Source organism: Brevibacterium sp. S22 (assembly GCF_004745485.1).
Classification (GTDB): domain Bacteria; phylum Actinomycetota; class Actinomycetes; order Actinomycetales; family Brevibacteriaceae; genus Brevibacterium.
Window position 1 is genome coordinate 1 of sequence record NZ_RHFG01000046.1, and the last position, 19,923, is coordinate 19,923.

At 58.5% G+C, this 19,923-nt stretch carries 18 protein-coding genes and 3 pseudogenes; 8 read left to right on the forward strand and 13 right to left on the reverse strand.

Features of this window, described 5'->3' with window-relative positions:
- The 4 genes and pseudogenes from EB835_RS19595 to EB835_RS19610 all read right to left on the reverse strand — a co-directional run.
- Positions 1 to 190, reverse strand: a 190-nt coding sequence (locus EB835_RS19595; protein WP_135810593.1) for a transposase, incomplete at its 3' end; no start/stop codon positions are given.
- Between the two features lie 86 nt (positions 191 to 276).
- A complete protein-coding gene (locus EB835_RS19600) occupies positions 277 to 855 on the reverse strand; it encodes a recombinase family protein (RefSeq protein WP_135811109.1) in 579 nt (192 codons plus the stop codon).
- Positions 856 to 1,043: 188 nt separating this feature from the next.
- On the reverse strand, positions 1,044 to 2,630 hold the full coding sequence (locus EB835_RS19605; protein ID WP_135811110.1) for an IS1634 family transposase: 1,587 nt from the start codon (positions 2,628 to 2,630) through the stop codon (positions 1,044 to 1,046).
- A 166-nt stretch (positions 2,631 to 2,796) separates the two neighbouring features.
- A pseudogene (locus EB835_RS19610) lies at positions 2,797 to 3,117 on the reverse strand (IS3 family transposase); the annotation flags it as partial.
- A gap of 291 nt (positions 3,118 to 3,408) precedes the next feature.
- On the opposite strand from EB835_RS19610, the gene EB835_RS19615 reads away from it, so the two are divergent.
- The 3 genes from EB835_RS19615 (at position 3,409) to EB835_RS19625 (ending at position 7,531) form a co-directional block, all read left to right on the forward strand.
- Complete coding sequence (locus EB835_RS19615; protein WP_135811111.1) at positions 3,409 to 4,545, forward strand: YibE/F family protein; 1,137 nt, start codon at positions 3,409 to 3,411, stop codon at positions 4,543 to 4,545.
- A 1,538-nt stretch (positions 4,546 to 6,083) separates the two neighbouring features.
- Positions 6,084 to 6,770 (forward strand): peptidoglycan recognition protein family protein, encoded by a 687-nt coding sequence (locus EB835_RS20475; protein ID WP_205749991.1) that lies wholly within the window; start codon positions 6,084 to 6,086, stop codon positions 6,768 to 6,770.
- Positions 6,771 to 6,844: 74 nt separating this feature from the next.
- Positions 6,845 to 7,531 carry a metal-dependent transcriptional regulator gene (locus EB835_RS19625; RefSeq protein ID WP_135811113.1) on the forward strand — a complete coding sequence of 229 codons (687 nt, stop codon included), beginning with the start codon at positions 6,845 to 6,847 and terminating at the stop codon, positions 7,529 to 7,531.
- Between the two features lie 18 nt (positions 7,532 to 7,549).
- Here EB835_RS19625 and EB835_RS19630 read toward each other — a convergent pair whose 3' ends face one another.
- The 5 genes from EB835_RS19630 to EB835_RS19650 form a co-directional block, all read right to left on the reverse strand.
- Complete coding sequence (locus EB835_RS19630) at positions 7,550 to 8,233, reverse strand: metal-dependent transcriptional regulator (RefSeq protein ID WP_096163061.1); 684 nt, start codon at positions 8,231 to 8,233, stop codon at positions 7,550 to 7,552.
- The gene (locus EB835_RS19635) at positions 8,197 to 9,090 is read right to left on the reverse strand and encodes a metal ABC transporter permease (RefSeq protein ID WP_135811114.1); all 894 of its coding nucleotides are present in this window, start codon (positions 9,088 to 9,090) and stop codon (positions 8,197 to 8,199) included. Before EB835_RS19635 ends, EB835_RS19630 begins: the two co-directional genes overlap by 37 nt.
- Positions 9,087 to 9,827, reverse strand: coding sequence for a metal ABC transporter ATP-binding protein (locus tag EB835_RS19640; protein ID WP_009882356.1), 741 nt, complete (start codon positions 9,825 to 9,827; stop codon positions 9,087 to 9,089). The genes EB835_RS19635 and EB835_RS19640 overlap by 4 nt, the downstream gene beginning before the upstream one ends.
- Positions 9,824 to 10,747 carry a metal ABC transporter substrate-binding protein gene (locus EB835_RS19645; RefSeq protein WP_276606013.1) on the reverse strand — a complete coding sequence of 308 codons (924 nt, stop codon included), beginning with the start codon at positions 10,745 to 10,747 and terminating at the stop codon, positions 9,824 to 9,826. The genes EB835_RS19640 and EB835_RS19645 overlap by 4 nt, the downstream gene beginning before the upstream one ends.
- Positions 10,748 to 10,868: 121 nt before the next feature.
- Positions 10,869 to 11,114, reverse strand: a complete 246-nt coding sequence (locus EB835_RS19650; RefSeq protein ID WP_009882360.1) for a hypothetical protein — start codon at positions 11,112 to 11,114, stop codon at positions 10,869 to 10,871.
- A gap of 214 nt (positions 11,115 to 11,328) precedes the next feature.
- Between EB835_RS19650 and nrdI the strand changes: the two genes are divergently transcribed.
- The 4 genes from nrdI to EB835_RS19670 are packed head-to-tail and all read left to right on the forward strand — an operon-like array spanning position 11,329 to position 15,603.
- A complete protein-coding gene (gene nrdI, locus EB835_RS19655) occupies positions 11,329 to 11,778 on the forward strand; it encodes a class Ib ribonucleoside-diphosphate reductase assembly flavoprotein NrdI (RefSeq protein ID WP_029416769.1) in 450 nt (149 codons plus the stop codon).
- Positions 11,775 to 13,931 (forward strand): class 1b ribonucleoside-diphosphate reductase subunit alpha, encoded by a 2,157-nt coding sequence (nrdE, locus tag EB835_RS19660; RefSeq protein WP_009882362.1) that lies wholly within the window; start codon positions 11,775 to 11,777, stop codon positions 13,929 to 13,931. Before nrdI ends, nrdE begins: the two co-directional genes overlap by 4 nt.
- Before the next feature lie 30 nt (positions 13,932 to 13,961).
- The gene (nrdF, locus tag EB835_RS19665; protein ID WP_009882363.1) at positions 13,962 to 14,987 is read left to right on the forward strand and encodes a class 1b ribonucleoside-diphosphate reductase subunit beta; all 1,026 of its coding nucleotides are present in this window, start codon (positions 13,962 to 13,964) and stop codon (positions 14,985 to 14,987) included.
- 43 nt (positions 14,988 to 15,030) lie between these two features.
- The gene (locus tag EB835_RS19670; RefSeq protein WP_009882364.1) at positions 15,031 to 15,603 is read left to right on the forward strand and encodes an NADPH-dependent FMN reductase; all 573 of its coding nucleotides are present in this window, start codon (positions 15,031 to 15,033) and stop codon (positions 15,601 to 15,603) included.
- 455 nt (positions 15,604 to 16,058) lie between these two features.
- On the opposite strand, the gene EB835_RS19680 is transcribed toward EB835_RS19670, so the two are convergent.
- Both EB835_RS19680 and EB835_RS19685 read right to left on the reverse strand, forming a co-directional pair.
- Positions 16,059 to 16,829 (reverse strand): thioredoxin domain-containing protein, encoded by a 771-nt coding sequence (locus EB835_RS19680; protein ID WP_101557294.1) that lies wholly within the window; start codon positions 16,827 to 16,829, stop codon positions 16,059 to 16,061.
- Positions 16,817 to 17,704: a hypothetical protein gene (locus EB835_RS19685; protein WP_135811116.1), complete on the reverse strand. Its 888-nt coding sequence runs from the start codon at positions 17,702 to 17,704 to the stop codon at positions 16,817 to 16,819. Before EB835_RS19685 ends, EB835_RS19680 begins: the two co-directional genes overlap by 13 nt.
- 399 nt (positions 17,705 to 18,103) lie before the next feature.
- On the opposite strand from EB835_RS19685, the pseudogene EB835_RS19690 reads away from it, so the two are divergent.
- Positions 18,104 to 18,434, forward strand: a pseudogene (locus tag EB835_RS19690) (transposase); the annotation flags it as partial.
- A gap of 21 nt (positions 18,435 to 18,455) precedes the next feature.
- Here EB835_RS19690 and EB835_RS19695 read toward each other — a convergent pair.
- Positions 18,456 to 19,529, reverse strand: coding sequence for an IS110 family RNA-guided transposase (locus EB835_RS19695; RefSeq protein ID WP_240688880.1), 1,074 nt, complete (start codon positions 19,527 to 19,529; stop codon positions 18,456 to 18,458).
- A 284-nt stretch (positions 19,530 to 19,813) separates the two neighbouring features.
- Positions 19,814 to 19,923, reverse strand: a pseudogene (locus tag EB835_RS19700) (IS5/IS1182 family transposase); the annotation flags it as partial.

The window sequence follows — 19,923 nt, forward strand, 5'->3', positions numbered from 1 at the left end:
ACGGCCCGAAATGCTCGCGCGGCAGGTCACGCCAGGCGATGCCAGCGCGGTAGCGGTAGACGATTCCTTCGACGATTCGCCGGTTGTTCTCAAACGGTCGGGCTCTTTTGCCGACGTTTGAGGGCAGGAGTGGTTCGATCTTCTCCCACTGCTCATCAGTGAAGACTCGGTGTCGTTGCTGTGTAGTCACGTCTCCACCGTGCCAGTCCTGGAATGGTCAATAAAGGAGACACGCCCTAGATCCTCGCGTAACGTCTTCAAACCGATCGCAGTGTTTCAAGTGTCAGCAGCTTGCCGATGGCGATACAACGTTGCTCTCGACCACCCAACCAAGCGTGCCGCGTCCTTGGCAGTCCGGCCCTTGGCCCTGGCATCTTCGGCGATCGCGAGTTTCGTCGTGATCTCGTCCGCGTCGACTGGTGGCCTGCCGAACTTCGTCCCGTTCTGCTTGGCGGCTGCAATTCCGGCATTGACCCGTTCGGTAACGAGTTCTCGTTCATACTCGGCCAGGGTGGCGAGCATTCCCAGCATCATCCGACCCGAGGATGTCTCGGGGTCGATGTTGTCTGAGACGGATCGGACTTTCACGCCTTGGTCTCGGAGGTGGTTCACGGTCGCCAGAACATCAAGGAGCGAACGGCCAGGGCGGTCGATACGCCATACGACTACCGTATCTCCGTCCTCGGCGTAATCGAGGAGCCGCCTCATTCCCGGTCGCTGTTTCGCCGTCTTACTCCCAGAGGTCACATCTGAGAAAACATCTCGCTTCTGGACTCCCGCACCGACGAGTGCATCGAGTTGGAGCTGCGCACCTTGTCCGGCAGTACTGACTCGCGTGTATCCCAGAAGCCTCATGCTCCAAGAATGACTCACAAAGTCCAAATAGTCACGGTCGTAAGACAGTTTACGGTGAGACAATTTATCGAGACACGCTCTGCCCTGTGAAGTCGGGCAGTGAGAGTTTCCAAAACCGAACGAGCTGCCTGTCTCAGAAACCAAAAGGTTTAAGAGATTCGAATCGCTCTGACCTGAGTTCCACAACTTTAGTGCCCCGGAAAACGTCCCGGCAGTAGCGCCGCAGCGATGTCTCTAGCCAGCCCGGTCACCTCGGGATCGAACGTGATTTCCTGCCCGCCCACACGCCCAGTGAACTCTCGCAACGGCCGAAGAGTCGTCACGATCTTCTTCAACGACGCTCCAGTCGCATCCTGCATGAAACGGGCAAGGGCCAACGCCGTGAACACGATAGTCAGGTGCGCTTCGATCGCGTCCCTGGTTCGGTGAAATATTGGTCGGGCACGTAGGTCGGTCTTCGACATCCGAAACGACTGCTCGACATGCCAGAGGTCGTGATAACTACTGATCACCTCGGCTGCGGACATAATGTCAGCCGGGATATTGCTGACGTAACCCTTATAGCCTGAAAGCTTCATCGCTCGCTTGTACGAGGACTCGTCGAATTCCTTATCCTCATCGGTGACCTTGACGAATCGGGCCTTCTTCGCGGGCTTCTCGCCCTCGATGATCGCCAATGCCCTGTTCCTCTGCAGATTCAGTGTCTGCTCATCACGCATCGCCCGCTTCCGCCGGTACTGCCAGACCACTCGCCACGCATCCGGAAACCCCTCAGCCGACCAGACTGGTTCTCGCTTCTTCTTCACTCGGTCAGGGTCGAGGCGTTTGGTCCCTTTCGGGGTGATCGTGTCGATGACCTGCCCATCAGCGGCCCAGTCCCCGTTCCACTGAAAGTGCGTCGCCAGATCATGCGGGGCCTTCGTTTGCCGGGATCCGACGATGAACCGTAGTCCAGCCTGATCCAGTTCAGTAAGGTTCTTGGCTGAGAGCATGCCGGCATCAGCGGCGACGACCATGTCGGTGACACCGTGCCGGTCTTGGAAGGCCTTGATGACAGGGATGATCGTGTGAGTCTCTGCTTTGGATCCTTCGTAGCAGCCGATCTCGAGTGGGAACCCGGTCCGGTCGACGAGGAGACCAACAACGATCTGCGGGTCAACACGACGTTCCTTCGAGTATCCAACTTTCCGCAGGTCGTCTTCCTTCTCAGCTTCGAAATACAAGGTCGTGACGTCATACAGAAGAAGGCTGATTCCCGACGTGGACACACTGTGGTCGAAGCATTTCCCAGCGATCTGTGACCGGTAGTCACGGTCCCTTGCCCGGGCGAGGCAATTGAGGAACGTATTGTGGTGGGGCGGATTGATGCCGAGCTCGGCAAGGACACGAATGCTGTCGGCCTTCGACGTCGGTTCGATCAAGCGAGCTAACACGAGGTGGAAGAAGGCTTGGTCATCGACGACCTCACTGAAGCCCAGCCGGTTCCAGGACTCGGTGATCGCATCGACGAGCACAGCAGAGCGTGAACCTACGACGGTTTTGGTATGCGGTGTGACGTCGGGGTCAGCGGGCAGTCCCAGCTCGAGTTCGAGTTGCTCGGCCGCCCCGTAGGACGCGAGTTTGTCTTCTCCAGCGGTGAGCAACGCGGTCAGTTCTGCCGGTGTGTGAGCAGAGCCCAGGTGTTCGAGGACGGTGACTTTGCCGCGGACCTTGCGCACAATCTGGACGGCCGTGGCTCCTGATCCGGTAGTAACTTTCCGCAAGCGAGGCGACATGAACCCATCGTAGACAGACCGTTAGTGTCCCACAAACACTCCTCCCGAACCTATGACCAGCACGAATACTTCGAGATTCGGCGAATCGTCGCTCAGTTGTGGAACTCAGGTCTGAGTTTGGTGGAGGCTCGTGTTAATTGATTTCCGACAGCCAGTCGGCCGCTGTTTAGTCAGCATGAAGCGCCTCCTCGAATTCCGCAGGCGGCACGTCGCTGAGATACCCGTTAAAGCGCTGAGTGTTGTACCAGTGCACCCACCCGAGGGTCACCAGTTCCAAATCCTCGACCGTGCACCAGGTACCGGATCTGGCAGGTTCACGGAAGAGTTCGGTCTTGTGCTAGACCTGGACCGTCTCGGCCAGGGCGTTGTCACTCGAATCCCCGACAGTCATGAGCGAGACAATCGCGCCGACATCCGCGAGGCGTTCACCGTAGCGAATGGAAGTGAATTGAGATCCTGAATCTCTGCGACACCGCAGACCCTCGTTTCCAAAAACCGGAGCTTTCAACGGACCCAGGGCGCTTCAGTCGGGCGCGAACGCACACGTTGCGACACTTCCTTCTTACCCCACTACCTCCGACCTCTTGAACCCATGATCTCGAGAATACGGGTCCTCGGCAGCAGAAAGGCAATTGGACACCGCCAAAACGCTGCCACTAGGGGCTGAGTGACGCATAGTTGAATCGCGACCGTATAGACTCCCCACAGTTACCGAATCTAGAACCGACTTAATCATCAACCGGAAATACTCAACTTTCCACTCTCGAGATACAAACACATGAAGACAGTTGTCACCCACCTCGACTATGGCACTCGCCTCGCAACTGCCGTTGTCTTAGTCGTCGCAGTCGCACTCGTACCCCTGGTCATCGCACTCTGGCCGCACCCGGACAAGTCCATGGCAGGAACCTACACAAGTGCGGTACTCAGCGACGTCACGTATTCAGATTGCGACAATGTCACCGACGACGTCCCCTGCGGCGAAGCAACCGGCACGCTCGACAACGACAAGCAAGTCGAGGTCATGCTCTTCCGCGACGCCTGGTTCTCGCATGTCACCGACAGTGACCGCGCCATTGTCTATGCCTCCGAAAGCCCCGACTCAGGCACCGTTTACACCTTCCATTCCCACGACCGCGGGATCAAACTCATAGCCTCTACCTTCATCATCATCGCACTCGTACTCCTCGTGGTCAGAGGCAAAGGAATCCGCGCGATCGCGTCGCTGCTCGCATCGGCGATCTTCATTTGGGCGTTCCTCATCGGCGGAATCGCTGCAGGTGGCTCTCCTCTGCTCTACACGACCATCAGCATCATCCTCGTTCTCACGGGCGTGCTCTTCTTCACCCACGGCCTGACGACGAAAACGCTCGCCGCATGGGGAGGAACCATGTGCGGAGCCGCCACCGCAATGGCCGCAGGGACACTCTTGTCAACCTGGTTGCGCCTAGGTCCTGCCGATGAATCGGCCTCCGCACTCACGTACACCAACCTCAACATCGACCTTTCGACACTCTCTTTGTCTGCGTTGCTCATCGCATTGATTGGAATCCTCAACGATATCGCTGCGGCGCAAGCCGCGACCGTTTTCTCTCACACCGCCCCAGACACACGGCCCCAATGGAAAGTGATAGTCCCGACTGCCCTTTCCGTTGGAAGGGACCACTCTGCCTCAGCGATCTACACCATCAGCTTCTCAGTCGTCGGAGCGGGCCTCGCCGCGTTCGTGCTCGCCCACACCTACAATCAGCCTTTATCGGCCTTCCTCCAGACCGACACCGTGTCCACGACACTGACCCAGATGCTGGCAGGTGTCATCGGGATTATCATCACCATGCCGGCAACAACAGTGTTCGCGCTTCTCCTATCCCGGATTCCTTCCACAGCTAGTTCGTCTCGGGGTCCGAAGCACTAATCGGCTCGCATTATAACGATCGTTGGCCCAAGAGCCAGCCAAGCTCGAGGCGAAACCCGTGATCGATCGAGCATGTCGCGACAATACCCATGAAGACCATGAACGCGGCCCCCGGCATCTGAAATCATTGAACAACTTCAACTCGGCGGCCCTCTTCAGTCGAGGTCACGCTCCGAGGCCGAAGACCGATCTCCAGTATCAAACTCGATAGCGCCCTCAACGAGTCTCGTCGACACCATCCCACCCAGCACTCATGAACGAACCCCTCGGCTATGCGAAGGACACTGCATGATTCACCTCAGGCCGTTGAAGTGAAGATCCAGCGGGATTGAGCCCATCAACTCCATACTCCCCCAACGCAGCACCAGTAAACCTAAATCGCTGAGCTTGCTGATCGACGCATTCGCTTCCCATCTCGTCACTGAGATAGCCACGCACTCACAACTACCTAGGCTGCAGCCCATGAATGGGTGGAATAGTCGATTCGATCGAACTGCGCTCGGCAGTGCTTGGTCCTTATCTCCTAAATACGTCTGTCGATGTCGTGCGACACTGACGTGATGCTTGACTGCGCACCGTAGCGCACTGTTCCTCGACCGTGTTATCACCTGAACATAGACTTTTGTTCGTCCAGCCGATACCCTGAACATGCCTTTCACGAACTTCCCCCGAGAAGGACATTCATGCATACGAAGCTAATCACACTTTCGGTAGCCGGATCCCTGGCGTTGGCGGTGAACATCGGCCTTCCACCCGCCTCCGCGTCGCTGCAGTCCGACGACCCTGACGTCTCTGAGTCTCCGTTGTCTGGAATCAGCGAATCCGGGGCACTTTCGGCAGGGGCCAGGGACGCATCGTCGACGACGAGATCGGTCACACAAACGAAGACCACATCCCTGCCTTCATCGCTGCGCGCTCCGCAGAGCCGTCGTGATACTTCGGCTCATTTCACCAGAGCCGTTGTCGCTCATGCACAGAACCAAGTCGCGAGGAACCCATCGTCGACCGGGAGCCCTCAGGTGTCCAGCGATCGTAATGATGGGGACCTTGCAGCGCCAACGGGATCGGTCGCCGCTGAAACTACGGACGGAATCACGATCACGGCATTGTCCGATGTCATCGACCTGCCGTCAGCGTCACCGAATGTCGTAGGAATCACATTCGACGACGACGTTCGGGTCGAGTTCGAGATCAGAACTCAAACGAATGGCCGCTGGTCCGGGTGGCAGCACCTCCACGCTTCGGATACCGAGGAGGGGTCGCGAGGAACAGACCCCTACTACACCACTGATACAGACAGAATTCAATCGCGTGTTCTCGGGGACGGCGGCAGTCCAGCCAATGCCAAGGTCGTCAGTGTCGCATCGAAGAGACATCCCGGCGATTCAAAACTGGTGGCAGAGAATGCGCCCATGAGTTCGGAATCCACTGATCGGGACGTGTCACAGCATGCCCACTCAATTGACCACGCCTCGGTACCACCTTGCACAGGGACAGGCGGATGCACCTGTCCACTATGCGCAGCATCGGCGGCCAACGTGGCGAAGAACTCTGTTGCCCAGCCCGAAGTCGCTACCCGTAAAGACTGGGGTGCGAGCGAAAAATTGGTACGAAATGCTCCCACGATCGCGGACTCAGTCTCCGCCGCAGTGATCCATCACACCGATGGCAACAACGACTATGCCGCAGAGGATGTGCCTGCGATTCTACGAGGGATCCAGTCGTTCCACATCACAGGTCGGGGGTGGTCGGACATCGGCTACAACATGCTCGTCGACAAATACGGAAGACTCTGGGAGGGGCGCGCAGGCGGGGTAAAGAAGGCCGTAGTCGGCGCTCACGCCGCCGGGTACAACACAGGATCGTTCGGCATTTCCGTGCTCGGCGACTATGACAAGAAGGCACCGCCCCAACGCACTCTTGATGCGGTCGCGGAGGCGATCGGGTGGAAGCTGTCCTTGAGCGGGGTGAAAGCGGATGGCTCGACATCATTAGCCGGGGAGGAGATGAAAGCGATTGTCGGACATCGCGACGTTGGCCAGACAAGCTGTCCCGGCGACGAGTTCTACGCCAAATTCGACTCGATCCGTCAGGCCGCCGATGACTACCAAACTGGGAATAAGGCGGGCGCGGGCGAAGAGTATGAGAACAAAGACGAATCTGACAGACAGCCTGGCCTTGTCCCCGGCGTCATCGATAGCAACGCTCGTGATGCACGAACCTGAACGCAAAAACTGTGAAGAACCCAAGCAAACGGGCTGACGATCGGACGCATAGAACTGTTTGGTAACCTTCGACCATGTCCGTCACTGAGCTCTCTGACAGCGCCCAAAACTACCTGAAAGCACTTTGGAGTTTGGGCGAGTGGTCTGATGATCCCGTCACGACCACCGCGCTTGCCCAGAAGGTTGGGGTCAGGCAGTCAACGACATCCGACGCGATTCGCAAACTCTCGGACGAGGGGCTCGTCGCGCACACGCCGTACGGGTCAATTGCTCTGACGCCACAAGGTCGAATCTATGCCCTTGCGATGGTCCGTCGTCACCGCCTCATCGAGACCTTCCTCGTCGAGGTCCTCAGATACACCTGGGACCAGGTGCATAACGAAGCCGAGACCCTCGAACACGCGGTGTCAGACTTCATGGTCGACCGTATCGCCGAACATCTCGACCACCCCGATCGCGACCCTCACGGAGACCCCATTCCAGCTGCAGACGGAACCATTGATCATCCGACTGCGATCCCATTGACACAAGTCGGAACGGGAAGTCGAGTCCGTGTCGAACGGATTTCGGATTCAAATCCCGACCTTTTGCAGTTTCTGGCTGAGCACGGGATTCATGTCGGATCGTATTTCAGCACCGAAACGGGGCCCCCTTTCTCTGATTCGATTGTGATTCACCTTGAGGGAGGCAATGGAGCTGGCGTGACGCTCGGGCGCACGGCCAGCGACGCCATGTGGGTCTCCCCATGCTCTGCTGCGTGAGTTGTCGTAAGAACGGCGCTACTGAATTGTTGAAGCTGCATAGACATACTCGGAGGCATCGTCGCTGAGGACGACAACGTTATCGTCTGGCTCCAATGTGAGACTGCTCTGGCCATCAGCATGTTTCTCGAGGGTGATGTGGGTGCCTGGAAGGATGTTCTTCCGCTCCAGTTCGAAGAGTAGATGCTCAGGGGCGCGTCCAATTCTCGAAACTTGAAGTAGGTGAGCAGTCGGGAGAGCGGCGAGAGGTTCGCCGTCTCCCGGTCGCAGATCGTCTACCTTTTTTGGTATTCGGTTGCCATAGGGATCGAGCTTCGGGCTGGAGGCAAGAGCAGCCATCGTCTCCACGACATCGGAGCTCAGTGCCATTGCCATCACCGATGCCTCCTTCAATACGCGGTGCCATGGAACACTGAGGACCGTAAAGAGGTGGCAGCGGCAGATTCTTTCTGCGCGCACAGCGGACAGCGCCCTGCACGCGCCAGCCTCGGTCAATGAAAGTGGCCCATAATGCTCCTGCCTGACCAAATTATGACTGGCGAGGACTCGAAGGTACTGAGTCACTGCAGGCCGACTGCGTTGCAGAGTCTCGGCAAGCTGGGCCCGGGTCAAGGACTTGTCTTTCGACTCCTCCAGCTCCCAGAGACCGCGGAGGTACTCGTCGATCACGGAACTTGAGCCTCTGCCGAGTGCTGCTTCCACTGGTCGTTGGTCCGGCGATGTTGCCGAGTCTTGGCGATCAGTCCGTGGCTGGGGCTGAACAGGTAAACAACGGTGAAGACGACACCTTGGACAAGCACAACTAGACCGCCAGATGAGGCATCCAACCAGTAACTCAGGTAGATTCCCAGCACCGAGGACAGCGCCGACATGATGGGCGCGATGAGGAGCATCCGATTGAATCTATCGGTGAGAAGGTGGGCGGTCGCTCCTGGAATGATGAGCATCGCCACGACCAGGATGACGCCGACAACCTGAAGTGCTACCACTGTCGTCAGAGCAAGGAGTGCAAGCAGCAGCGCTCCGAGAGCCCGCGGCGACAGGCCGATTGCGTAGGCGTGAGTCGGATCAAATGCGTACAGGGTCAGGTCGCGGCGCTTGGCAATCAGGACGGCGAACGCGATCACCGCGAGCAGCGCGACCTGCTGCAGGTCCGAGGTCGAAACGCCGAGGATGTTGCCGAAGATGATGTGATTGAGGTCGGTGTGACTCGGCGTCGTTGATATCAGCACCAGTCCCAGGGCGAACAGGGTCGTAAAGACGATGCCGATGGCAGCGTCTTCTTTGATACGGCTAGTTCCTCGAAGAATGCCGATCGCTGCGACTGCGATGAATCCGAAGACCAGCGCACCGGCTGCGAAGGGGATCCCTGCGATGTAGGCGATGACGACCCCAGGCAATACGGCGTGCGAAACAGCGTCACCCATCAGAGACCAGCCGACGAGGATCAGCCAGCACGATAAGAGTGCGCAGACGATTGCGGCGAGCACTGTGGTGGTCAGTGCTCTGATCATGAATTCGTAGTGGAGTGGTTCGATGACGAGACTGTAGAGGTTCATTCGGATTCTTCTGCCCTTCGAATGTCGAGACCAAATGCCAGTGAGAGGTTCTCGGGGCGCAGAGCATCGGCGACAGGACCTTGAAAGAGGATTGACTGCAGCAAAAGGATTGCCTCATCAGCCAGTTGTGGCAGAGCATGCAGATCGTGAGTGGAGATGAGCACGCAGTGCCCCTCATCGGCGAGTTCACGCAGCAGTTGAACGATGGTCGATTCGCTGCTCTTATCTACCCCAGCGAAGGGTTCATCAAGCAATAGCACGTTGGCTCCTTGCGCAAGTCCACGAGCGACAAATGTGCGTTTCTTCTGCCCACCAGACAATTGTCCGATCTGTCGAGAACCGAAGGTCTGGAGCCCGACGCGTTCTAGTGCCTGTTCGACAACTTGACGATCCGCCGACGTGGGCTTACGAGTGAAGCCTTGATACGCGTAGCGGCCCATCATGACGACATCGCGGACGCTTACGGGGAACGTCCAGTCAACATCCTCACTTTGTGGCACGTATCCCAGCAAGCCTTCTTTCCGTGCTTGCGTCGGTGTCCTGCCGTTGATCGATACGGTGCCTTGAACCGGGCGGGTCAGTCCCATGATCGTCTTGAACAGAGTGGACTTCCCCGACCCGTTCATTCCGATCAGACCTGTCACGGAACCGAACTCCACTCCGAGACTGACATCTTCCAGTGCCCTGACGTCGCCGTATTGCACTGTGACACCGTCAGCACGGATTGCTGAAGTCACTTGTTCCCACCCGTCAGAGCTTCAGTGATGGTGTCAGCGTCGTGCTTGATGAGCTCAAGATATGTTGGCACAGGTCCGTCCGCTTCTGAAAGCGAGTCGACATACAGTGTCCCGCCAAACTCCGCGCCGGTGGCGTCAACGACTTGTCGCATTGGTTTGTCCGAGACGGTGGACTCACAGAATACTGCGGGAACGTCATTGTCCTTGACGAACTCGATAGTGGAGGAAATCTGCTGCGGGGTTGCCTCCTGCTCCGCATTCACAGGCCAGATGTAGCGCTCGTCGAGATCCGTGTCCCTGGCGAGATAGGAGAAAGCGCCCTCACATGTGACGAGGGCTCGTTCTTTGTCTGGCAGTGTCGACAGCTCACCGACAAGGTCATCCTGGACGGTCTGAAGTTCGTCTTTGTACGACTCTCCATTGGACTGAAAGTCGGCGGCGTGATCCGGATCCAGCTCGCTGAAAGCATCGACCATGTTGTCGACATAGATTTGGACGTTGACAGGGCTCATCCATGCGTGGGGATTCGGCTTGCCCGCATAGGCGTCCTCGGAGATGTCGATTGGTTCGACACCCTCGGAAACGACTTCATGAGGGGCGTCGGTCTGTTCGACGAATTGCTCGAACCATGCCTCCAGATTCAGCCCGTTGTCGAGAATCAAGTCGGCTCCTGACGCCTTGGCCACGTCCTTGGGAGTGGGTTCATATCCATGGATCTCGGCACCGACTTTGGTGATCGATTCCACCTCCAGGTGTTCGCCGGCTACGTTGTCGGCAATATCGGCAAGGACGGTGAACGTCGTCAACACCTGAGGCTTACCTTCGGTCGAGGACGACTCCGCGTTCCCGGCACCGCAACTTGTCAGGGCTAGCGCCGAGGCAGAGATCAGCGCGAGTTTCGACATCAGATTGATTTGCATTCTCATCACTCATTTCTCGATTCATGTGCTCAAAAGCTCAGACTGCGACAGAGTGGGCTTTCAGCGTTTATATGACGGACTTCAAGTCGCGCAGTATCGCAACCGGTGCCGGCGGCCCCGTTCATCGATACCTGAGAGTAGGTGGAGGTTCCGCTCGGTGTGCGGCTTCTATGAAGCGGTCGATCTCCTCCGAGGGTGCGCTCCTGAGCAACAGGGAGGTCAGCCGAAAGAGGTATCCGAGCATTCGCTCGACGTCTGAGCACGTTCTCACTACTTCAAGCGCGCCATCGGTGTTGCCAGAGCGAAGCTCCTCGAACACGGTGATCGCTTCGATCCAGGTGCCCTGCGGTTGTGCACTCTCGTTCATGATCAATCCTTTCGGTTGGGGGCATCGGACACTGAGTCGCGCTTGAAGTTCGGTACGACGAATCTATAGTATCGGTGTACCGAACTACAAAAAGCACGGCAGTGAAACCTCTGAATCCTCGACTGAGGTACGCGCAGAAGGCTTGGCAAGAAGAGTTTCTAGTTCTAGGAGGGCTGTAGTGGTGCATGGACCGCGGCCGCAGAGGACCTATCCGATACGAGAGCTGCACGAGGGTGAATCGCCGGACCTGGTGTACTTTTCCAGCGTCTCTGAGAACACTCGTCGGTTCGTCGATAAGCTCGACCGTCCTGCCGTACGCATACCGTTGCGCCCACGTTTGGAGGGCATGATTCGAGTGGCCCGTCCTTTCGTTTTGGTGGTTCCGACATACGGTGGCGGGGAGCAGGCAGGGGCGGTCCCTAAACAGGTGATTGCATTTTTGAATGACTCGGCGAATCGCGCGTTCATCCGGGGTGTCATCACCGCGGGCAACACGAACTTCGGTGAGCACTACTGCCTGGCCGGGCCCATCATCTCGAGCAAGTGCCAGGTGCCCGAGCTCTACCGCTTCGAGCTGCTGGGCACCCAGCGCGACATCGACACCGTCAACACCGGCCTATCCCGCTTCTGGGACCAGGCCAACAACGAGAGGAAGACCGCATGACGACCATCGCCCCCGAGGCTCCCGCGCGTACCGGCATCGGTGCGCGGAAGGACTACCACGCGCTCAATGCCGAACTGAACCTGTTCGCCCCCGACGGGTCGATCCAGTTCGACAAGGACCGTCAGGCCGCCGCCGAGTACCTCCGCCAGCACGTGGTCCCGAACACCAAGGTTTTCTCCTCGGTGGCCGAGCGCCTGGAGTGGTTAGTGGACCACGACTACTACGAATCCGGCTTCTTGGCCGCCTACACCCCGGAGTTCCTCACCGCACTGCACGAGCACGCTCGTGCCGCTGGGCACCGGTTCGCCACATTCCTGGGCGCGTTCAAGTTCTTCACCTCGTATGCGCTGAAAACGTTCGACGGCACGACCTACCTGGAAGGATTCGAAGAGCGGGTGGTCGCTACCGCGCTCTACCTCGGCCAGGGCGACGAGCAGCTCGCCACCGGGCTGGTCGACGAGATGCTCTCCGGTCGCTTCCAGCCCGCGACGCCGACGTTCCTCAACGCAGGGAAAGCCCAGCGCGGCGAACTGGTCTCCTGCTTCCTACTGCGCGTGGAAGACAACCTGGAGTCCATCGGCCGCAGCGTAAACTCCGCCCTGCAACTGTCCAAGCGCGGCGGGGGCGTAGCATTGCTGCTGTCGAACCTGCGCGAGGCCGGAGCTCCGATCAAGCAGATCGAGAACCAAGCCTCCGGCGTGGTGCCAGTGATGAAGATCCTCGAAGACTCGTTCTCCTACGCCAACCAGCTTGGCGCGAGGCAGGGCGCAGGCGCGGTCTACCTGCATGCCCACCACCCCGACATACTGCGCTTCCTCGACACAAAGAGGGAGAACGCCGACGAGAAGATCCGCATCAAGACCCTCTCCCTGGGCGTCGTCATCCCTGATGTGACTTTCCAGCTGGCCAAGGACAACCGGGACATGCACCTGTTCAGCCCCTACGACGTGCAGCGCGAATACGGTACGCCACTGTCAGACCTGTCGGTGAGCGACCACTACGATGAGCTCGTGGCGAACCCACAGATTCGAAAGAACACGGTCAGCGCCCGAGAGTTCTTCAGGACCCTCGCCGAGCTCCAGTTCGAGTCCGGATACCCCTACGTGCTCTTCGAGGACACCGTCAACCGTGCCAATCCGCTGGCAGGTCACATCAACATGTCCAACCTTTGCTCCGAGATCCTGCAGACCAACACGCCTTCGACCTACGACAACGCGATCGGGTACCAGGAAATCGGCCAAGACATCTCCTGCAACCTCGGCTCTCTCAACATCGCCCAGGCCATGAACTCCTCGGACCTGGGGTCGACCGTGGAGACAGCGGTGCGGGCACTGACCAGTGTCTCCGACCAGACCAATGTCGATGCCGTCCCGTCCGTGGCAAAAGGGAACGACGCCAGCCACGCAATCGGACTGGGCCAGATGAACCTGCACGGATACCTCGCCTCCCAGCGCATCCACTACGGCAGCGAAGAAGGCATTGACTTCACTGACATCTACTTCCTTACCATCACCTATCACGCGATCCGCGCATCGAATCAAATCGCGATTGAGCGCGGCAAGACCTTCGCCGGTTTCGAGGACTCGACCTATGCGGACGGCTCCTACTTCGACAAATACACCCAACATGACTGGCAACCGGCCACACAGCGGGTGCGTGAGCTTTTCGCAGACGCGGGTGTGACAATCCCTGCCGGTGAGGACTGGGAACGCTTGCGCGAGTCGGTGAAAGCCCAGGGCATCTACAACGCCTACCTGCAGGCCGTCCCGCCCACCGGTTCGATCTCGTATGTGAACAACTCGACTGCTTCAATCCATCCGGTCGCCGCGAAGATCGAGATCCGCAAGGAGGGCAAGCTCGGCCGTGTCTACTACCCGGCCCCGCACATGACTGATGACAACGTCGACTTCTATCAAGACGCCTACGAGATCGGCTACGAGAAGATCATCGACACCTACGCCGCAGCCACCCGACACGTCGACCAAGGGCTCTCGCTCACCCTGTTCTTCCGCGACACAGCCACGACCCGCGACATCAACCGCGCCCAGATCTACGCGTGGCGCAAAGGCATCAAAACCCTCTACTACATCCGCCTGCGCCAACCAGCACTCGAAGGCACCGAAATCGAGAACTGCGTCTCCTGCGCACTCTGACCCCACCCAGCCCATACCGAAGGAACCCGCATGACGGCCACTAACCCCACCCACCCGCTCTCCGAGACCTCAGTGACCCCGCCCGCCTACCGCCACGACCCCGCAGCCCGGCTGCGACCGATCAACTGGAACCGCGTCGGCGACGAGAAAGACCTCGAGGTATGGAACCGGCTCACCGCGAACTTCTGGCTGCCCGAGAAGGTGCCACTGTCTAACGACATCCCCGCTTGGCAGAGGCTCACCCAAGTGGAACGAACTCTCACGATGCGTGTCTTCACCGGGCTGACGATGCTTGACACGGTGCAAGCCACCGTCGGAGAGATCTGCCAGATCCAGGATGCTCGCACCGAACACGAAGAGGCCGTCTACACAAACATCGCGTTCATGCAATCGGTGCACGCCCGGTCCTACTCTTCGGTCTTCTCCACTTTGTCGACCACAGTAGAAATTGACGACGCCTACAGGTGGGCTGTGGGCAACGATCTGCTCCAGCAGCGGTGCAAGAAGGTGCTGCAGCACTACTACGGTGACGATCCACTCAAGCGGAAGGTTTCCTCGACGCTTCTGTCCTCACTGCTACTCTACGCAGGGTTCTACCTGCCATTGCACTTCTCCGTACATGCCACACTGACGAACACCGCGGACATGATCCGCCTCATCCTGCGGGATAAGGCCGTCCACGGCTACTACTCCGGCTACAAATACCAGCGAGGCATCGAGAATCAGACCTCTGCACGGCAGGAAGAGATGCGCGAGTTCACCTACGAGCTGCTTGAAGACCTCTACGAGCTGGAGCTCGCCTACTCTGGTGAACTGTACGAGCCGCTCGGGCTGATGGACGACGTGGCAGTGTTCGTACGCTACAACGCGAACAAGGCACTGATGAACCTCGGCTATCCCGCCCGCTTCAACTCGGATGAGACCCAGGTCAATCCGGAGATCCTCGCCGCACTGGCACCAGGTGCTGACGAGAACCATGACTTCTTCTCCGGGTCTGGCTCCTCCTACGTCATCGGCAAGGGCGAAGACACCAGCGACGATGACTGGGACTTCTGACTTTTGTCGCCCGACCATCCTCATCAACTATGAAAGGCCCCTTATGACCAAGAACATCTCCGTGATCATCGGCAGCCTGCGCCGCGGTTCCTACGCTCGCAAGATCGCCCATCAGGTCATCACATATTTTCCCGACGGCTACGAAGCCCAGATCGTCGAGATTCGCGACCTTCCCCTTTACGACTTTGACTACGACGACCCCGACGTCACCGACAAGCCCACCCCGAAGGAGTACACACGGTTCCGCGAGACTCTCAAGGCCTCCGAAGGTGTCCTATTCGTCACCGCCGAGAACAACCGCACCATTCCAGCCTGCCTGAAGAACGCCATCGACATCGGCTCCAAGCCCAACAGCGACGTCGCGTGGAAGAACCTCCCGGCCGGGATCATCAGCCATTCCGTGGGCCGCATGGGCGGATACAGTTCGCAGAAGAACCTCCGCCTGGCCCTGTCCTACTTCGATATGCCTACCCCCGGCCAACCGGAAGCTTTCCTCGGCCAGTCACCGAGCTTAATTGGTGAGGGCGGGCTTATCACTTCTGAGAAGACTGTCGAGTTCCTCCAAAACTACGTGCACCGGTTCACCGAGCTTGTTCACACCCACCCGCGCGGGTGAAGGAGGATTCTAGCTCGGACCTGTCTTCCCTCCCCGCCGCCGTTGAAGACCTTTGTGGCCAAGAGGCCGTCGATAGTCCTTGCCAAGCCTCGGGCCGGTTCGGTCCTGGTAGTGAAGGTCTCGAACTAGATCTCACAGCGGTCAGAACCGTTCGCCCCGAGCAATTACCGATTCACTTACTTTAGGACGCCATCACTTATACCTTTGGATGCACAGCAGATCCGCGCTGCTTACCTTGACTACTTCCAGGGACGCGCTCATTGCGTCATTCGGGACCGCTGAAGCGATCAATGGCAGGCTCGAACATCTCCGCGGGTCTGCTTTGGGATTCCGCAACCTCACGCACTACATCGCGAGAAGTCTGCTCGAATCCGGCGGTTTCAGGCAGACCTTACACTCTCAATCACGATAGGGCTGAAAACGGCAGATGATCAGATGGCATATGCCGATCTGCTTCAGGCAGACTCACTACGGCCCACATTGACGATGACCGGGCCGTCGATCTTACTCGCTCGCGCAGCTTCGAGCATGAAGGCAACAAGCATCGACGCACTCGCAGCAGACCACTCGGGAACATCGAACACTGCACGTAACACCATCGGTGACGAACGCAACGCCCACCGATCATCGAACGTGGCCCTAGAGTATTCGTCGGTCAACGCACGGAGCACGATACCGCCGGTATGCGTGACTTCAAACCAATTTTCGACCGCGGAATCGCGTAATCGCGCCCGGGGAGTCGTAAATAGGTTCACGGTGGCTTCGGTTGGCTCTGTCGCACCGTCGACTGCTGCGAACTGGTCGAGGAGCGTCTGGATCCACACGGGGTCGACCGGCGCAACGTGCCCCGGGATCTGAATACTGAACGACGATATCGACAGGCTCCCTAACTGGGCGACGGTATCGGCAGCTGCATGAACGAACAGCGGCACAAGCATAGCTGGTGGAACTCCGCCAAGATGTTCGATCTGAAACCATCCAAGCTCCCCCCTCAGCGTTCGCAGAGTCTCTGCGCCGCCGAATGCCCAGAAGCCCTCATGTGCTTCAAACGCCTTGTTGGCGGAGCTCTGCGGGCTCAAAGCCGTGCACAGTCCGAAGAACCGCGCAAACGCGCCCTCTTCGTCGATTTCGCCCGCTTGGATACCTCTGTGGATCGCCTCCGTGACCTCCAATGTACCGTCGACACTGACGATGATTGGGTCAGTCGAACCTTTCACAATGTGCATTTAAGAGTCCTTGCGCTTGTGTAGAGCTTATTGGGGGAATCGAGGTATCCAATGAGATTGACATCCACCCAGCTACGCCATTGTTTTCTAGCCTGCGACCTACACGTCATCCGGGCGTTGGCTCTCTTCGAAGTGCCCGGCCCGATTGTCTTCACCCCAGCCTTGCCCCTTCTGTTCCACGACGAAGTCTTCTTCGGCTTATACTGCAGCTGCACCGTGACCTTCGCTTTCGTCGCTTTGGCCGTGCCTTTGATCCACCACCCGTGACCTGAAGCCTGACCTCTAGTGACATGGACATAGTCACCCCTCGTGTAGAAGACGGCGACCGCAGCCTGCGCCACAATCGGGTAAACGCTCTTCGGCTCGGGGTCCACGGTCTGCACCAGTCGATTCCCTTCGATGGAATAGTGAGAGTCGACTTCGGCCCCGGAAGCGTCATGCGAAACCGGTTGTTCGACCACACCGACCAGCGCGTCATCCTTGTACAGCGCCACCGCACCGGTCTTCTGCAGAACAGGTGCAACATCTTCGGTGAAATCGTACTGGGTCGTCTTCGCGGCATCAGGCCCTGCCAAAAGAACACTGGCGCTAATCGCACCATTGTCGAGGATCTGCATCGCATGGGCTGCCTCGGTCCCGCTTCGATGCATGATGGTGGTGCCATCGGTTGTCACAGACAGATCTTTCGGCGCGGCATGTTCTGTAACCGAGAGTCCAACATCGACTCGATCGTCGACGCTGGTGGAGGCTCGCAAGCTTCCATCTGCGCTCAGAGATGTCACGACGCCATCGCGGCTCCACGTGACCTCTTCGTCGCTGGTATCAAGTGCGGTGGGCATTGCGACCGGCTGTGACTGCGAGTTGTCAAGCGCCACTTGAGCATCGTCTGGTCGTTCAAGAAGGTCTGAAGACGTCTGTGCCTGGACTGGGGATGTGGTTGGCAGTGCGATAGCAAGGGCTAGGGCGAGCGAACCCGCCTTCACCAATGGATGAATTGTCACTTCGGGGATCTCTATATGTCACAGGGGCTTCGGTGCCATAGTGGGCAGTATCGAAGTTGACCAGGGTGGTCTGAACTCATTCTGGAGAGTCGGACTGCAAATCGGCGCGTACATCGGCGGGTTGAGTGGCAATGTGATCTAACTGTGATCTTCAGCATGATGGTCCGATGCGTTGTGCCGCCGCACAGGATCCTGCTTACCTGCGGCAGTCGGCTCGCCAAGCGTCAGTTTGAGCGAATTTTCGGTCTTTTCGCCGATCCGAAGCCCCCTGCCGAAGTCAACGTCACCTGGAGCGTGTATCAAGACAACGTGATCGCCCGCCGGAGTACCGACCGCCACGAAGGCAGGAGACTTCTGGATGCAGCAATCATCGGAGCTTCCAGCTGGATTGGTGGAGTTAAAACGCTTGGGACGCACGTTGTGGCGGCGAGCGGCCGATGCGTTGGCCTACTGCGCCGGAACGTCGAACCCGCCGATGGAATCGATCAACGGCAGGCTTGAGCATCTGAACGGATCTAACCTGGGGTTCCGCAACCTCACCCATTACATCGCCAAGTGTCTGCTCAAATCGGTTGGATTCAGACCCGTCTTACACTCTCGTTTACGACACTCCTATAGTGTTTCGTCAAGCGGCGGCCACCTCTTTTCTGGGATGAAGAGTCTCGACGATGAGGGGGTAGAGCTGGCGGACGAGGTAACGCTTCAGGCAGCGGATGATTTCCATCTTGGTCTTGCCTTCAGCAGTTCGTCGCGCCACGTAGTCGCGGGTCTCCTGGTTGTAACGCAGCCGCACCATCACGATGTGATAAAGCGCGGAATTTGCCTGCCGGTCCCCAGCGCGGTTGAGTCGGTGGCGTTTAGTCTTACCCGACGATGCCGGGATTGGGCAGACCCCGGCCAGTGCTGCGAACGCGGCTTCTGAACGTAGCCGATCAGGGTTGTCCCCGGCGGTGATCAACAGTTGCGCGATGGTATCTCGGCCGCAGCCGAAGACCCTCATCAGGTCGGGGCGTGGTCGTCTAGTAGTCGCTGCAGGTGCCCAGCCAAGTCCTCTATCTGCCCGGTCAGTGCTTGCCAGCGCCTGGCCAGCAGCCGCAGGCTGTAGGCTGTAGGCCGTGGCTTCGGCGGCGGTGACCGGTGTCGGTGTGGGTCGCGATGCCGCCAGTGCTGCAATCAGTTTGGGGGTCGACAAGCCCCTGTAACGCGTACGTAGATCCTCTGGGGCTGTGATCAGCATCCCCTTAATCTGATTGATCGTCGCAGTCCGGGCCTGCAGCGCCGAGGACCTTGAGGTCCGTAGTACTCGTAGCGACTCCACCAGCCCGTCCCCACCCTTGGGCGCCGCGCTGACTCGGCCACCCAGCACAGCTTCAGCGGCGGAATAAGCATCGAAGGGATCACTCTTGCCGTGGAGTCGCCGGTCGAAGCGGTTAGGTCGATTCACCTCGAACACCGTGATGCCTGCCTCCCGCACAACTCGGGTGACCGCGGCTCCATAGGAGCCGGTGCATTCGATGCCCACGCTGACCAACCCGGGCCAGGAACCCAAGAACCGCAATGCTGCCTGGTATCCAGTCGCGGTAGTCGGTATTTGGGCATCAGCCAGCCGGCGTCCGGCTTGGTCGATCACCGCGAGGTGATGTGTGTCCGCGTGCGTGTCGATTCCGCCGTAGACCTTAACCTGCTTATCGTTCATCATGGGAACTGCGCCCCTTCTTTTCGAGTTCTCGGGTGCGCAGCTCAGCCGGCGTCAGTCAGTTCACTATCGGGGACACGCCAGACTCCTATCAGGACATGACGGTCTGCTGGGCTGCACTTATTACAGTGAGCCGAGCCAGTCGACACGTCGTAAACAGGACAACCCCCAGACAGCGGGGTGTCAGAAGAGCCATGAGTCAGACCCGACCACAAGTCCATCATCGATCCGTTTGGTAGAGACCGCCACATCCTTCGAGAAGTCAGACTAACTAGGGCATGTCTCCTTTATTGGCGGAGCCATGTCAGGATCGCGCTGATCACGACGGCCGCTCGATAGGTGATGGCGAGCTTGTCGTATCTCGTCGCTAACCCCCGCCATTGCTTGACGTAGGCAA

Excerpts from the sequence above, each read along its gene's own strand:
- nrdE (WP_009882362.1), top strand. The coding sequence starts at position 11,775 with ATGACGACCATCGCCCCCGAGGCTCCCGCGCGTACCGGCATCGGTGCG.
- EB835_RS19645 (WP_276606013.1), bottom strand. The coding sequence starts at position 10,747 with ATGCAAATCAATCTGATGTCGAAACTCGCGCTGATCTCTGCCTCGGCG.
- EB835_RS19650 (WP_009882360.1), bottom strand. The coding sequence starts at position 11,114 with ATGAACGAGAGTGCACAACCGCAGGGCACCTGGATCGAAGCGATCACC.
- EB835_RS19600 (WP_135811109.1), bottom strand. The coding sequence starts at position 855 with ATGAGGCTTCTGGGATACACGCGAGTCAGTACTGCCGGACAAGGTGCG.
- EB835_RS19635 (WP_135811114.1), bottom strand. The coding sequence starts at position 9,090 with ATGAACCTCTACAGTCTCGTCATCGAACCACTCCACTACGAATTCATG.
- EB835_RS19605 (WP_135811110.1), bottom strand. The coding sequence starts at position 2,630 with ATGTCGCCTCGCTTGCGGAAAGTTACTACCGGATCAGGAGCCACGGCC.
- EB835_RS19625 (WP_135811113.1), top strand. The coding sequence starts at position 6,845 with ATGTCCGTCACTGAGCTCTCTGACAGCGCCCAAAACTACCTGAAAGCA.
- EB835_RS19615 (WP_135811111.1), top strand. The coding sequence starts at position 3,409 with ATGAAGACAGTTGTCACCCACCTCGACTATGGCACTCGCCTCGCAACT.
- EB835_RS19680 (WP_101557294.1), bottom strand. The coding sequence starts at position 16,829 with ATGCACATTGTGAAAGGTTCGACTGACCCAATCATCGTCAGTGTCGAC.
- nrdF (WP_009882363.1), top strand. The coding sequence starts at position 13,962 with ATGACGGCCACTAACCCCACCCACCCGCTCTCCGAGACCTCAGTGACC.
- EB835_RS19670 (WP_009882364.1), top strand. The coding sequence starts at position 15,031 with ATGACCAAGAACATCTCCGTGATCATCGGCAGCCTGCGCCGCGGTTCC.
- EB835_RS19695 (WP_240688880.1), bottom strand. The coding sequence starts at position 19,529 with ATGATGAACGATAAGCAGGTTAAGGTCTACGGCGGAATCGACACGCAC.